General features: G+C 46.5%; 16 protein-coding genes and 1 tRNA gene. All 17 read left to right on the top strand.

Annotated elements, in window-relative coordinates:
• The first annotated feature begins 131 nt into the window (after positions 1 to 131).
• The 17 genes from HNY42_RS10390 to HNY42_RS10315 all read left to right on the top strand — a co-directional run bounded on the left by HNY42_RS10390 (position 132) and on the right by HNY42_RS10315 (position 14,828).
• Complete coding sequence (locus tag HNY42_RS10390) at positions 132 to 422, top strand: PTS sugar transporter subunit IIB (protein WP_131503638.1); 291 nt, start codon at positions 132 to 134, stop codon at positions 420 to 422.
• Positions 415 to 2,451 carry a BglG family transcription antiterminator gene (locus HNY42_RS10385; RefSeq protein WP_131972567.1) on the top strand — a complete coding sequence of 679 codons (2,037 nt, stop codon included), beginning with the start codon at positions 415 to 417 and terminating at the stop codon, positions 2,449 to 2,451. The genes HNY42_RS10390 and HNY42_RS10385 overlap by 8 nt, the downstream gene beginning before the upstream one ends.
• A 169-nt stretch (positions 2,452 to 2,620) precedes the next feature.
• A complete protein-coding gene (locus HNY42_RS10380) occupies positions 2,621 to 4,054 on the top strand; it encodes a PTS mannitol transporter subunit IIBC (protein WP_131972568.1) in 1,434 nt (477 codons plus the stop codon).
• A gap of 24 nt (positions 4,055 to 4,078) precedes the next feature.
• On the top strand, positions 4,079 to 4,516 hold the full coding sequence (locus HNY42_RS16285) for a PTS mannitol transporter subunit IIA (protein WP_255508447.1): 438 nt from the start codon (positions 4,079 to 4,081) through the stop codon (positions 4,514 to 4,516).
• 3 nt (positions 4,517 to 4,519) lie between these two features.
• Positions 4,520 to 5,665, top strand: a complete 1,146-nt coding sequence (locus HNY42_RS10375) for a mannitol-1-phosphate 5-dehydrogenase (protein ID WP_188004461.1) — start codon at positions 4,520 to 4,522, stop codon at positions 5,663 to 5,665.
• A 251-nt stretch (positions 5,666 to 5,916) separates the two neighbouring features.
• A complete protein-coding gene (locus HNY42_RS10370) occupies positions 5,917 to 6,714 on the top strand; it encodes a hypothetical protein (RefSeq protein ID WP_188004460.1) in 798 nt (265 codons plus the stop codon).
• Between the two features lie 85 nt (positions 6,715 to 6,799).
• The gene (locus HNY42_RS10365) at positions 6,800 to 7,321 is read left to right on the top strand and encodes a TraR/DksA C4-type zinc finger protein (RefSeq protein WP_131972571.1); all 522 of its coding nucleotides are present in this window, start codon (positions 6,800 to 6,802) and stop codon (positions 7,319 to 7,321) included.
• Between the two features lie 206 nt (positions 7,322 to 7,527).
• A complete protein-coding gene (gene adh, locus HNY42_RS10360) occupies positions 7,528 to 9,048 on the top strand; it encodes an aldehyde dehydrogenase (RefSeq protein WP_188004459.1) in 1,521 nt (506 codons plus the stop codon).
• 21 nt (positions 9,049 to 9,069) lie between these two features.
• Positions 9,070 to 9,438 (top strand): DUF779 domain-containing protein, encoded by a 369-nt coding sequence (locus tag HNY42_RS10355; protein WP_131972573.1) that lies wholly within the window; start codon positions 9,070 to 9,072, stop codon positions 9,436 to 9,438.
• Positions 9,439 to 9,602: 164 nt separating this feature from the next.
• On the top strand, positions 9,603 to 9,944 hold the full coding sequence (locus tag HNY42_RS10350) for a thioredoxin family protein (protein ID WP_188004458.1): 342 nt from the start codon (positions 9,603 to 9,605) through the stop codon (positions 9,942 to 9,944).
• Between the two features lie 30 nt (positions 9,945 to 9,974).
• Positions 9,975 to 10,991, top strand: a complete 1,017-nt coding sequence (locus HNY42_RS10345; protein WP_188004457.1) for a S66 family peptidase — start codon at positions 9,975 to 9,977, stop codon at positions 10,989 to 10,991.
• Positions 10,992 to 11,011: 20 nt separating this feature from the next.
• The gene (locus tag HNY42_RS10340; protein WP_131503646.1) at positions 11,012 to 11,353 is read left to right on the top strand and encodes a hypothetical protein; all 342 of its coding nucleotides are present in this window, start codon (positions 11,012 to 11,014) and stop codon (positions 11,351 to 11,353) included.
• Positions 11,354 to 11,375: 22 nt separating this feature from the next.
• On the top strand, positions 11,376 to 12,320 hold the full coding sequence (locus tag HNY42_RS10335; RefSeq protein ID WP_131503647.1) for an alpha/beta hydrolase: 945 nt from the start codon (positions 11,376 to 11,378) through the stop codon (positions 12,318 to 12,320).
• 63 nt (positions 12,321 to 12,383) lie between these two features.
• Positions 12,384 to 12,467 (top strand) — tRNA-Leu (locus HNY42_RS10330).
• A gap of 190 nt (positions 12,468 to 12,657) precedes the next feature.
• Complete coding sequence (locus HNY42_RS10325; protein ID WP_131503648.1) at positions 12,658 to 13,422, top strand: transporter substrate-binding domain-containing protein; 765 nt, start codon at positions 12,658 to 12,660, stop codon at positions 13,420 to 13,422.
• A gap of 36 nt (positions 13,423 to 13,458) precedes the next feature.
• Positions 13,459 to 14,103 carry an amino acid ABC transporter permease gene (locus HNY42_RS10320; protein ID WP_131503649.1) on the top strand — a complete coding sequence of 215 codons (645 nt, stop codon included), beginning with the start codon at positions 13,459 to 13,461 and terminating at the stop codon, positions 14,101 to 14,103.
• The gene (locus HNY42_RS10315; RefSeq protein WP_131503650.1) at positions 14,100 to 14,828 is read left to right on the top strand and encodes an amino acid ABC transporter ATP-binding protein; all 729 of its coding nucleotides are present in this window, start codon (positions 14,100 to 14,102) and stop codon (positions 14,826 to 14,828) included. The genes HNY42_RS10320 and HNY42_RS10315 overlap by 4 nt, the downstream gene beginning before the upstream one ends.
• Positions 14,829 to 14,908 lie beyond the last annotated feature (80 nt).

Raw genomic sequence — 14,908 nt, 5'->3', positions numbered from 1 at the left:
AGGAGATTCGAACGTTTTTTGGTTTGTCATGAATGTTGGACAATGTTAAAAAAAGAAAATTGATAATCCTGTTTATCTTGTACCCATTTCGAAGCGCTTTCAGCTAGGATGAAAGAGAAGGAGTGATTAGGATGGCCATTACTATTATCTTTGTCTGCGACTCAGGACTGGTCAGCAGTGTCATGGGAGCCAAAGTGTTGCGGAATCGATTACAAAAAGAGCATCTTCACGTAACAGTCGAGACATGCCGGGCGAAAGAAATCCCGACAGAGACCACATTTCTAATCGGTCCCCGGAAAATCGTATCCGATTTACCGGTCGATTCCACGTGCAAGGTATTTGCCGTCGATCATCTGTTGGCAGCGGCGTCCTATGATGATTTAATTGAGACCATTAGAAACGAGTTGATGCAACGTGATTGATTTTACGGCCCGCGAGCGGGAAATCCTATTTTATTTACTGACGAAATCAGAACCGGTTCAGATTCAGGAAATCGCAGAAGCACTCGAAACTTCGGAGCGGACGATTCAACGGGAACGCGAGCGGCTTGGACAAACGGTAGCGCCGTTTCAGTTAGAAATGAGTTATATCCGGGGAAGGGGCTTACAGTTGAGTGGCGATGAGGGACACAAACGGGAACTCCGTGAAGCATTGTTGTTATCGCATCGGCAGTTACCATCGGCGGAAGATCGGCAAGTCGAGCTTGCGTATCGGCTCTTACAAGAAGAAGGAATGATCAAACTGCAGGCTTTGGCACATGCCATGTACATCGCGCCAAGTACGATCAGTCAAGATTTAGAACAGGTTGATGAATGGTTTTGTCAGTATGCGCTGGAGTTAAAACGTAAAAAAGGATTAGGGGCGGAAGTCATCGGTGAAGAAATCGACAAACGCCGCTTGCTGGTATCCTTGATTTTCACCCAATGGGATGTCTTGTCCTTTTACCGATTTCTTCAGGGGCACGTCGATCAACTGCCTCATTTACTTCAAATCCACCAGAGGGAGTGGATTGAAGCAATTAACCAATCGTATGCCGTCATCGTTCCTTTGACGAAACAACAGGATATCAGTGACCGTCTCCTGATGCGGGCGGCACTGAGTTTAGCGGTACAAGCAATCCGGATGGACCGGTTCCCGATGGTCTACGAACTGAAAGCGTATCCGCTCGAAGTGCTGCATCACGTCGATACGCTGCAGCAACGGTTGCCGTATCCTTTATCGATTGCCGAGCGGCAATGGATTTCTGAGGAATTACGGAATTTCCAACAAGATCAGCTGGAGACCGGTGAAGAATTGGTCATTCGACTGCGTGTTAAACGACTCATCGAACAAGTCTCCTTATTGTACGGGGAAGCTTTTATGGAAGACCGGGCACTCGAACACGGTCTAGTCAGCCACATCATGTCATACACGAAACAAAACATCGTCAATCCGTCCTATGTCATCAAACAAATTGAACGGGAGTATCCGCGTCTGTTTGATGCCGTCAAACAAGCAGCTGAATTCGTCTTCAACGATCAAACGTTTGCAGATTATGATTTGGCATTTTGGGTGATGCACTTTGGTGCCGTTTTGAGTAAACCATTGCCGAAAATCCCGTACCGTGTTCTGGTCGTCTGTTCGGCGGGACTGGGATCATCCAAATTATTGATGAACCGGTTGCGACAGGAATTTACGGAATTGGAGCAGGTCGAAAGTTCGTCGCTCTTTGGCATCGGACGTCTACAGTTGAAGGATTATGACTTTGTGTTATCGACGGTGCCGTTACCGGATATCAGTCAACCTCATCTGCTCGTCAACCCGTTATTGCCCAAAGAAGAGGTTGAACGAATCCGGAAGTTGCTCGTTTCCTTACCTAAATCCTTCCAAGCCGCTCCTCGACAGGAATCATCCGGCTGGCTGGATTTATCCAGATTGGAAGAATTGGTTAAGACGGCCCGTCAATTAAGTGACGCCTTTTCCATCGAAACGATTTCCGCACAAACGGAAGGATTGGAAGAAATCCTTCTTGAAATCAGCAACGGACTGGTCGATAAAAATGTCACTTCATCGGCCGTTCAGTTGTCAACGCAGTTGTTACGCCGGCACGAGATGTCCGGACTCGGGATTCCTGGTACACGCCTGGCATTGTTTCACGGTCGCGACGATTCGATTCACCGGGGGGGATTTTTCATCTATGAGCTCGAACAACCGATTGAGCTGCTCGGGATGGATCAAGCGATTCAACCGGTCGAACGGATTTTAGTTCTGGCTGCACCGGAAGAAGCGACGGATCAGCTGTTGCAACTGCTCAGTTCGATTAGTGGTGCCATCATCGAAAATGATGTGCAAACCCATCAGTTTGAATACGGAGATGTCCATCAGCTTCGGCAGATCTTGAACCGGACGTTCCGAAAAGTCATTGAACGGGAACTGCAGACGGTCGAGCAACCGCTTGATTTTTCATTGTGACGGCAAATCAGGAGAACCATTCGTTGATGCGGATGGTTCTTTTAGTCTTGTCCAAGAAGGTTGCCAAAACGTGAACTAGGAAAGATTGAGTAAGCGTTTCCAGAGCGCATACAATAAGGGCATAGCAAAGCACTTATCATACGATGCAAATGAAATGGAGGGTACACCAATGACAACAACACAAGCAGGAAAACGCGGATTGCGTGTCCAGGTTCAACGGTTCGGAAGTTTCCTCAGCGGAATGGTCATGCCGAACATCGGTGCGTTCATCGCCTGGGGGATCATTACAGCGTTATTCATTCCGACCGGATGGGCACCGAATAAAAGTCTGGCAGAATTAGTCGGTCCGACGATCACGTATCTGTTACCGCTACTGATTGGTTTTACCGGCGGGAAGCTCATGCATGATGTCCGGGGAGGAGTCGTCGGAGCACTGGCGACGATGGGGGTTATCGTCGGAACAGACATTCCGATGTTCCTCGGCGCAATGGTCATGGGACCACTCGGGGGATTCACCATCAAGAAATTTGATCAATTGATTGAAGGAAAAGTCAAACCGGGTCTTGAGATGCTCGTCAACAACTTCTCAGTCGGAATTATCGGCGGTTTGCTGATGATCGGTGGATTTAAACTGTTTGGTCCATTAATGACAGGACTGGATGACATCATGGCAGCGGCAGTCGGAGCAATTGTTAGTGCACACCTGTTACCGCTCGCCAGTCTGTTCATCGAACCGGCTAAAATTTTGTTCCTCAACAATGCGATTAACCACGGGATTTTAAGTCCACTCGGCTTGGATCAAGTCAGTGAAGCCGGAAAATCAGTTCTGTTTTTACTTGAAGCGAATCCGGGTCCCGGTCTCGGTTTGTTACTCGCATATTCAATCTTCGGTTCCGGCGCAGCGAAAAAGACGGCTCCAGGGGCGGCCTTCATCCAATTTATCGGCGGGATTCATGAAATTTACTTCCCGTATGTGTTGATGAAACCCGTTCTCTTGCTCGCGATGATTGCCGGAGGAATGAGCGGTATCCTGACATTCGTCTTATTTGATGTCGGTCTTGTCGCACCCGCTTCACCCGGAAGTATCATTGCTGTCCTTGCGATGGCGTCCCGCGGTTCATACGTTGGCCTCGTTGCCGGCATCTTGATTTCCGCATCGGTAACGTTCGTCGTCTCGGCGGTCTTACTCAAAACGAGTAAAGCAAAAGAAACATCACTTGAAGAAGCGACGGCCAATGTCAGCGCGATGAAAGGCAAAAATTCGATCGCTTCATCGCTCGTCTCGGCTGAATCGGCAACTTCGTTAGCAGAAGTCGAACATATCATTTTTGCCTGCGATGCCGGAATGGGGTCAAGTGCGATGGGAGCATCCGTCTTACGTAACAAAATCAATAAAGCCGGATTGCCGATTAAAGTGACGAACACGTCAATCAGTCAACTCCCGAAAGACGCAGAGTTCATCATTACGCACCAGGATTTGACGCAACGGGCGAAGGAACAAGTACCGCAAGCCGAACACCGGTCCGTCGAAAACTTCTTGAATGCCGGATACTATGATCAACTGGTTCATGAAATTGAAACAGCACGAAATAAAATTTCTTAAAAAATAGACAGGAGTGAATGCATGATGGCAACAGCGATGAAATTAGAAAAAGAGATGGTGTTACTGAATCAACACTTTAGTTCAGACGAGGAAGCGATTGAAGCAGCAGGAGAATTACTTGTTAATCACGGGTATGTCCGTCCGAACTATATCGAATCGATGAAAACCCGTCACCGCTTATCGACGGTCTATATCGGAAACCACGTCGCGATTCCCCATGGTACGGAAGAGTCGAAAGGCGAAGTCCTGAAAACGGGATTATCGATTCTGCAAGTTCCGAACGGTGTCCCGTTCGGAGCGGAACAGGCGAAGCTGATTATTGGTATCGCGGGAATCGGCGACGAACACTTGGAACTGCTGTCGCATATTGCCATCATCTGTTCAGACGAAGAGAATGTCGAACGGTTGGTTAAGGCGCAGACGGCGGAAGACATCATTCAATTGTTAACTGTGGAGGTGTAAGGCATGAAAGCCGTTCATTTTGGAGCAGGAAACATCGGTCGGGGATTCATCGGCTTACAATTGGTTAAATCCGGTTATGACGTCTGTTTCATTGACGTCAACGCCGAAGTCGTCGAAGCATTGAAGTCGCGCCGGGCATATACGGTTGGCTATGCGGCAGAAGAAGCGGCGGCAGAGGAGGTATCCAACGTGACTGCCTTGAATAGTCAAACCGAAGCCGAGCAGGTGATGGAAGCAATCGCCACAGCCGATGTTGTGACGACGGCAGTCGGTCCAACGTTGCTCGCAAGAATCGCGCCGTTACTGGCAGAGGGAATCAAACGGCGGACGACAATGAAAAACGTATATGTCATCGCGTGTGAAAACATGATTGAGGGATCCAGTCACTTGCAGCAAGAAGTGATGCAACATCTGGATACGATGCCGCCGGGCGTCTTTTTTCCAAATGCCGCCGTCGACCGGATCGTTCCATTACAACATCATGAAGATCCGCTATATGTCGAAGTCGAACCGTTTTTCGAATGGGTCATTGAGACGAAAGACTTACCGGACGGGTATCCGACGTTTGAAGGGGTAACGTACGTCACGGACATTACACCATTCATCGAACGAAAGTTATTCACCGTTAACACCGGACACGCGATTGCCTCATACCTCGGTGCGTTATTTGGAAAAGAGACGATTGCTGAAAGTCTGCAGGACGTCCGTGTCCGACGCGGTGTCCAGACCGCTTTGTATGAGACCGGTTGGCTGTTGCTTGAAAAATACGGCTTTGATCCAAAAGATCACAGTGCGTACATCCAGAAAAATATTAAACGATTTGAAAATCCGCGGATTCATGATGAAATCGTCCGCGTCGCCCGTTCGCCGATTCGTAAACTCGGACCACGCGACCGCCTGGTCAAACCGGCCCGGGAATTAATGGATCGCGGAATCGAAGCGAATGGATTAGCCTTAGGGATTGCAGCCGCCTTAACCTATTCCGATCCAAATGATTCAGAATCTTCTGAATTAAACACGTTCATCGAAGAACATGGGATTCGCCAGACGGTCACGACCTATCTTGGTCTGGAGGCTGAAGAACGTCTCAGTCAATTGATTGTCAGTCAATACGAACAGATGCATCCGATGAGTGATTCGATTGCGTGATAGAGCTTACTTTCAACCAGTCTCGTTTTTGCGGAGACTGGTTTTTTTATATAAAGACATGAAAATTGTAGCCAAACACTGTAAACATCGAGATGCTGTTGAAATTTCCAAATCTCTAACATAAATCAATAGTCTTGTGTATAACAGATTTAGAATATTCGTTATCGAATATTTTTTGTGGTTATTGCGATGTACGCTATAGAAACGGAACTATTCTCCGATCCGATTCTTAGTTAAGAGAAGGTGGCATTATGCAAAATTATAAAGTGAACGTATATATGGTAAAAGGCGCACGATTAAAAACCAATCATTCTTTGACAGCCAAACACTTGATTTATACAAGTCAATTTTCATCGCATACACCGGTTGAACTGCTTCATCAACTGCTGTTAAATCGTCTGACACTCGATCAGGAACAGAACCAGCACTTGATGTATACACTCGAAGTCAATACCGTCGTCGACCAATACGTGATCGATGTCCGTCTTTTTTCTGAATTAGACGTGTCGGACAAGGTGGAACGCGGACTGATCGAATTGATTGAACGAGAAGAAGTGAGACATATTCAAGCGCTTGAAATCGGAAAACCGGACTATGCCGAATTTGCTCATTTGGTTTTGCATGTTAAACCGGGAGCACTCCGTGTCGATCAAGAGAAAATGCAGCGTGTCTTCGACGGATCTGGTGTCAACGGTCAAATCATTTTACAAAAAGAGCGGATCGACAGCCGGGAACCGTGTCACTCGATTCAATTGTTAATCGGCGGGATGGAAAAAAGTTTATACAGTTTATCGCATTATCAACTAGATCCGCTGTTCCGGAAATACGGCTTAGTCATCCAGTCCTTAAATCTGTTACCATTTGATCTGTTTTTGATTCGTGATAAAGTGGCGATGTTATCGTCTGCTGACGCCACGCGGCTATGGATTGATGACATTACGACTTCCAAAAACGGCAGAAGCCATCAAATCTGCTTTAAGGACGGTCAAGAATTCATGACGGTCATCTGTGATTTACACGGTTCGATCCGCTCGTATAAATGTTCTTGAGAGGGTCTTTGACGTTTAACATGGTTTCATTTCGGTTAAATCCTTTAGAGAAGAAGCTGAAGCTAAAGAATTGGAGATGAAGGATATGTTATCAGAAAAGCAAATCGAGACATTCAAAACACGTTTGTTAAAGGAAAAAGATAAAACGGAGACCAATATCGAAAATCGTGAAGTCGATTACGATACCGGGGAACTGTCGAGCTACGATAACCATCCGGGCGATTCAGGAGACGAACTCTTTTTACGGGAACGGGATCAAGCGATGACGGACATGCAGGAAGAGATGTTATCGGACGTCGATCTAGCGTTGAAAGCGATTGAAGATGGCACGTACGGCGTCTGTAAAGTCTGTGGAAAAGACATCGAAATCGAACGTCTTGATATCATTCCGGAAACGTTGTTATGTATTGAAGACGCTAAAAAAGAAGAAGAAAAAGTCGGGAACGATCCGGCATCCCGTCCGAGTGAAGAAGCGGTTCTTGATCCGTCCGTCACGGCAACCGGAAAAGATATCGACGGGGCAACCGACGGATTCAGTAAGGTCGGTGAGTTCGGCAACTCAGACACACCTTCTGACAAAGAGGATGGTATTGACCCGACACGCTAAATTAAACGAGCAACACGTCCACCCGTTTTAGGAGGACGTGTTTTTTTATAAAAATTTCTGGATAAAAAATATCGGAAAATTTTGACTTTTATCAAACATTTGGTACGATAGAAACGAGAAGACATTTCGATAGGGTTAAAATGAAAGCGCATACATGAGGTACCTTCTCGTCGTTTGACCATTTTATTTGAGGGAGGAACAATCAGATGATTTATGAGATTCCAAACACGCAAGGGTCGAAGGTACAGTACAAGGATCGTTATGAAAATTTCATTAATGGCAAGTGGACGGCACCGGTCGGTGGAGAATATTTTGATAACGTGACGCCGATTACCGGGAAAGTGTTATGTCAAGTAGCCCGTTCAGGGAAAGAAGATGTCGAGCTGGCACTTGATGCAGCACATGCGGCAAAAGATGCCTGGGGCAAGACGTCAGTCGCAGAACGGTCAAACATTTTAAATAAAATTGCGAATCGGATGGAAGAAAATCTTGAGATGCTCGCCTATGCGGAAACGCTTGAAAACGGAAAAGCTGTACGCGAGACACTGAATGCCGACCTTCCGCTCGCCATCGATCATTTCCGGTACTTTGCAGGGGTCATCCGGGCGCAAGAAGGTTCAATCGGGGAACTCGACAACGATACGGTCGCCTATCATTTCCATGAGCCGCTTGGAGTCGTCGGTCAAATCATTCCGTGGAACTTCCCGATTTTAATGGCTGTCTGGAAACTGGCACCGGCACTCGCGGCAGGAAACTGTGTCGTCTTGAAACCGGCGGAACAAACACCGGCAAGTATTCTGTTACTGACGGAACTGATTGAAGATTTATTACCTCCGGGTGTCTTGAATATCGTCAACGGTTTTGGGCTTGAAGCCGGAAAACCGCTCGCGTCGAGCAAACGGATCGCAAAAATTGCTTTCACGGGTGAAACGACGACAGGACGGCTCATCATGCAGTATGCTTCGCAAAACATCATTCCGGTCACACTCGAGCTCGGTGGGAAATCACCAAACATTTTCTTTGCCGACATCATGGATGCCGATGATGCCTTCTTCGATAAAGCGATTGAAGGATTATTGATGTTTGCCTTGAACCAAGGCGAAGTCTGTACATGTCCATCGCGTGCCTTGATTGAAGAATCGATCTACGAACCATTCATGGAGCGTGTACTGGAGCGGGTCAAAGCAATCAAACTCGGCAATCCGCTTGATGCTGACGTCATGATGGGTGCCCAGGCGTCGAGTGAACAAATGGAAAAAATCCTCTCGTATCTTGAAATCGGAAAATCGGAAGGGGCCGAATGCCTGATTGGCGGCGAACGGAACCATCTTGACGGCGACTTGGCGGATGGTTATTACATTCAGCCGACAATTTTCAAAGGACATAACAAAATGCGGATTTTCCAAGAAGAGATTTTTGGTCCTGTCCTATCGGTCACAACGTTTAAAACAGAAGAAGAAGCGTTGCAAATCGCCAATGACACACTGTACGGTTTAGGTGCAGGCGTCTGGACACGCGATATGAACCGCGCATACCGCTTCGGACGGGCGATCGAAGCTGGACGGGTCTGGACAAACTGTTACCACCAGTACCCGGCACACGCCGCGTTCGGTGGCTATAAAATGTCAGGAATCGGTCGTGAAAACCATAAAATGATGCTCAACCATTACCAACGGACAAAAAACCTTCTCGTCAGTTACAGCCCGGATAAACTTGGTTTCTTCTAATCGAAGAAAGGATGTGGCGACATGGTCGAACGTGTACTTGCGACCGATGCCGGCTTGGAATTGATTGAACGGCTGAAAGCGAAACACGGACCGTTGATGTTTCACCAATCGGGTGGCTGTTGCGACGGCAGTTCCCCGATGTGTTTTGCGGAAGGCGATTTATTTTTAGGGGATCAGGATTTATTGATCGGCACAATCGGTGGTTGTCCGTTTTATATTCATGAGGATCAGTATGAATATTGGAAACATACACAATTGATCATTGATGTCGTCAATGGTCGAGGCGGAATGTTTTCTTTGGAAGGTGTCGAGGGCAAACGATTTTTGACACGTTCTCGTGCTTTTACGACTGAAGAATATGCAGAACTCACGGCATCTACCAAATCGTAATTCGATAAATAACACCTCGCTCGAATCTTTAAGGAATCATCCTTAAAGATTCGAGACGAAGGTGTTTTTTTGGGCGTAAAAACCTGAATGAGAGGTCACGTTTTATTTATAGGCGGCGTCACGTTATAATTAAAAGATATTTTACAAAAAGAGGAGGGCGAAACATGGCAACATTTCAAGAATTGACGTCAATTGAAGACGTAAGGGACTTTTATCTTCAAGAATCGGCAAGTTTCATTTATATTTCCAGTCCGGGCTGTGGCGTTTGTGCCTCGTTGTTTCCACAAATCGAACCGATTTTGGCAAATCATCCCGAATTTCGGTCTGGACATGTTGACTTGGTTACCGTCCCGGAAATTGTCGGAGAATTTTCGGTGTTTACCGCGCCTTCTTTGTTGTTTTTTGTTCAAGGAAAAGAACTTCACCGGGAAGCACGAATCGTTCCAATCGAACCGTTTACCCGGAAAGTCGAACAACTCAGCCGATTAGTGGCTTCGATGAACTGAAAAATCCAACATCGTCAGGAGGAAACAATCATGCGCTATCCCTTTTTAGGCTGGACCGGCCAAACAATCGGTGTGACAGCTCCGTCTTCCGGAGTGCCGGAAAACTTACATTCAATGCTCGAGGAAGCAACGTTGCGTCTCCAGGATCGGCAAATGGCAGTCACAATCGGACAAACGGTTTGGACGCAACATCAGGCGGAAAGCGCTCCGGCTCAAACACGAGCGGATGAACTGAATGAGATGCTGAAAAATCCGGAAATCGATGCAATCCTTCCACCTTTTGGAGGAGAACGGGCGATTGATGTATTACCGTTTTTGGATTTCGAACGAATCCCGGTAAAATGGTTGCTTGGGTACTCGGATATCAGTACGCTCCTGTTTGTCATCACAGTCAAGACAGGCATCGCGACAGCACATGGACCGAATTTTGTAGACATGCGCAGCGAAGAATGGGATGAAACGACGACAGCCTGGCGGCGAGTGCTGGCGACGCCTGCCGGAGGGACCGTCACTCAGTGGACGTCTGATCTGTATCAAACCAAATGGAACCATTCAGAACGACCAGAACGTTATATGTATCATCTTGATGCAACGACAGAGTGGAAAACGCTGGATCCGACACAAAAACAGGTATCCGGGCGGTTGCTTGGCGGGTGTCTTGAGACGATTCGTCATCTCATCGGAACGCCGTATGGAGACGTAGCAGCATTTCAGGAAAACCAGATTAACGAAGAACCGATTCTTTGGTATTTCGAAGTGTCGGAAGCGAGCGCTACTGACGTTCACCGTTCACTGATGCAGATGTATCTCGCGGGTTGGTTCGAGCGGACATCTGGAATCGTGTTCGGACGAACGGCAGGTGGTCGGACGATCGAAGATTATACGATCCTAGATGTCTATGAAACGTTTAAAAGACTGTTGAATATCCCGGTGTTTTACGATCTCGACATCGGACATCAACCGCCGCAAATGACACTCGTCAACGGAGCATCGGCAACCATCACGATTCAAGGAAAAGATTCTAGATTAGACATGACGTTTCAGTGATCTAGAAGAGGAGGACAGATATGGCGAGTCGGAAGTTTCAATCGTTAGCAGCGTATAAACGGATACACATCAATCCGGAAACACGTCGGATGACCTTACCTGAACCATTTTATGATGCATTACAGTTAAAAGATGAACTGATGTTGGCGCAGGTCGGTCAAGTGTTGATTATCCGCAATCCACAGGAAATCGTCACGACGGAAACGGATTTGCTGTCGGACATCGTCGACGAAGGTTTCACAGGACAAGAATTAGTTCAGGAATTTGCTTACCGAAAGGCACAACACGAACATCGTCTGCGGCAACAAATTTTACAAGAAGAAGATGCCGAGTCTTCGGCACAATTACAAATTGATTTATAAGAGCAGATGAGGAGTGGAAGCAATGCGAACACGAACAAAAATCGGCTTAGGTGTAATCGGTTCAGGGATGCTCGCGGCGAGTTATTACTTTTATGAAATGGCGATTGCGACCAATCCGAAACCCTTTTTATCCAACAACCGTGATTTGAGTGACGAGATGGTTCGTCTGATGCAACCGGGTCAAACGTGGATCAAAGAACAGCCGCTGGAGCTGATTGAAGTAAAGGCGCATGATGGATTAACCTTACGCGGGCATTACTTACCGCCGCTTGTTCCATCGAATCGGGTCGTCATTTTAGTTCACGGATACGGTGGAGTCGGAACAGACTTAGCCGGATTTGCGTATCTGTATCATCAAGCCGGTTTCCATGTCATGATGCCGGACAACCGAGGACACGGAAAAAGTGACGGGAACTATATCGGATTTGGTTGGCATGACCGTGAAGATTGTCTTCGGTGGACCGAGTACCTGGTGGCCCGTCTTGGACAAGAAAGTGCGATTTTCTTACATGGTGTCTCAATGGGGGGAGCGACCGTTCTGATGACAAGTGGTGAAGTTTTGCCGCCGCAAATCAAAGGAATTATCTCCGATTGTGCCTACACGTCGGTCAATGCCGTCCTTGCCTATCAAATGAAACGGATGTACCGTCTGCCCCATTTTCCATTTTTGACGATGACAAGCATTTTGACGAAAATGAAAGCAGGTTATTTTTTCAGTGAAGCGTCTGCACTTAAACAAGTGAAGCGGGCGACGGTGCCAATTCTGTTTTTACACGGTGGAGCGGATACGTTTGTTCCAACCTCGATGGTCTATGAATTGTATCAAGCCTGTCCGACAGAAAAAGAATTGGTAGTCATTCCGAATGCTGCCCACGCGATGGCTTACTTTGAAGATCCGGACACTTATGATGCGGTCGTCGAAACATTTGTCCGTCGGATTTTAGGCGAACCAATGGAACGCGTGTAAAAAAAATGCGTGAAATCGTTGACATCAAAAACACTATTTAGTATTCTAATAACATAAATAGAAGTCGTCGTGGCGGAACTGGTAGACGCGCTAGACTCAGAATCTAGTGGTGGCAACACCGTGGAGGTTCAAGTCCTCTCGGCGGCATTTTTAAGTGAAAATAGGAGTACTCTTCGTAAGAAGTGGGCTTCTATTTTTTTTATAAAAATTTTTGATTCATGTCCTTAACAAGTTTGTTCGTAAAATTTGAATTTTTCTGATAAAATATGTGTTAAGGAAAAGATTTTAAGGAAATTACAAGGGAGAAGGCATTTGTCTTCAAGAGAGGAGTAACAACATGAAAAAGCATTTATCGGTTTTATTTTTACTGCTCAGCTGTTTAATGGTATTGAGTGCATGCAGTATCGGATCACAGGACGAGGTGTCGAAAGACAAGACGTATAAAGTCGGAATCGATGTCACGTATCCACCGTTCGAATATAAAGACGGGGACACGTACAAGGGGATCGATATCGATCTCATCAAAGCCATTGCAAAGGATCAAGGGTTTAAAATCAAGTTTGAAGCAATGGACTTCAGCGGAATCATTCCGGCTCTTCAAGCGAACCAGTTGGATGTTGCAATTGCCGGTATGAGTATCACGCCGGAGCGGAAAAAAGTCGTCACGTTCTCCGATCCGTACTTTAAAGCCGGATTGATTTTAGTCGTCAAAGATGACAACAATAAAATCAAGTCGGTCGATGATTTAAAAGGACAGAAAGTCGCGGTCAAAAAAGGAACGACAGGTGCAAAATATGCGACGGACAATGCAGATAAACTCGGTATCACAGTCACACAATTCAATGACAGTCCAGCCATGTTCCAAGAAGTCAAAAACGGAAATGCTGCAGCATTGATTGAAGATTATCCGGTCATCTCGTATGCCAACAAACAACAAAATCTTGGTCTGAAACTCGTCGGAGACCGTTTGAACGGGGATAACTACGGAATCGCTGTCTTAAAAGGTGAAAACGAAGAGTTGTTGAAAAAAATCAATAAAGGACTGGCTAACCTGAAAGAAAGCGGCGAGTACGACAAAATCGTCGATACGTATTTGAAATAAGCTATTTGAACGAATGACAAGGGAGTTGAGTCACTGATGGAAGTCGCAAAAACGGCGTTTCCGTTTTTCTTGGAAGGGTTACAGATCACCCTTTATATCTTTATCATCGCGGTCATCGTCGGATTTTTAATCGGCTTGATCGTCGCATTGATGCGTTTATCACCACTTAAGATTTTAAACGGTATCGCCATCGTCTACATCGATGTTATTCGGGGAACCCCCTTTATCGTCCAATTGTTCTTTATCTATTTTGGACTCAACTCGCTCGAGTGGTTGTCCATGGACCGGATGTATGCCGGAATCCTGACAGTTGCGATTAATGCCGGAGCCTACTTTGCTGAAATCATCCGGGCAGGGATTCAATCGATTGATAAAGGTCAAACCGAGGCCTCACGATCACTCGGGATGACAGGACGTCAAACGATGACGCAAATTGTTTTACCGCAAGCCTTCCGCCGGATGTTGCCGACGATTACGAACCAATCGATCATCAGTCTAAAAGATACGTCGTTACTATCGATCATCGGGATCGCGGATTTGACGCAACAGGGACAAGTGCAACAGGCGACGACATTTGAACCGTTCATCGTTTGGACAGTTGTCGGTCTGATGTACTTCGTCGTCATCTATCTCCTTTCATTGTTAGGGAAATTCTTGGAACGGAGGTTTACACTGCGATGAGTATCATTGAAGTAAAACAATTAAAAAAGTCATTTGGTTCAAACGAAGTGTTAAAGGATATTTCGGTTGAGATTCAAGAAAAAGAAGTCGTTTGTGTCATCGGACCTTCAGGATCCGGAAAAAGTACGTTTCTCCGCTGTTTAAACCGGCTGGAGGATATTACAGGAGGGACCGTGATTGTCGATACACACGACATTACGGATCCGAAAGTCGATATCAATAAAGTACGGGAAGAAGTAGGGATGGTGTTTCAACACTTCAACTTGTTTCCGCATAAGACGGTGCTCGAGAACGTGACGCTTGCACCGATGAAGGTTCGGAAAACGGATAAAACTCAAGCGAAACAGCGGGCTTTCGAATTGCTGGATAAAGTGGGATTACGGGAAAAAGCGGATAATTATCCGGGTGAACTGTCCGGTGGTCAAAAACAACGGGTCGCCATTGCCCGTGCTCTGGCCATGAATCCGAAAATCATGTTGTTTGACGAACCGACATCCGCACTCGATCCAGAGATGGTCGGGGATGTTCTTGCCGTTATGAAGCAATTGGCACTCGAAGGGATGACGATGATTGTCGTTACGCACGAGATGGGATTTGCCCGTGAAGTCGGGGATCGTGTTCTTTTCATGGACGGTGGTTTTATCGTCGAAGAAAACATTCCGAGTTTATTGTTTGATTCTCCGCAACACGAACGGACACAGTCTTTTTTAAGTAAAGTTTTGTAAATGATGAAATGAAGCAGGAATGACCTTCAGGGAGGTCATTCCTGCTTTTTTTTGATGAAAACCCCTGTTTTCGCCTAGAG

Source organism: Exiguobacterium sp. Helios, assembly GCF_014524545.1.
Classification (GTDB): Bacteria; Bacillota; Bacilli; order Exiguobacteriales; family Exiguobacteriaceae; genus Exiguobacterium_A.
This window is presented reverse-complemented; position numbering and strand designations above follow the sequence as displayed.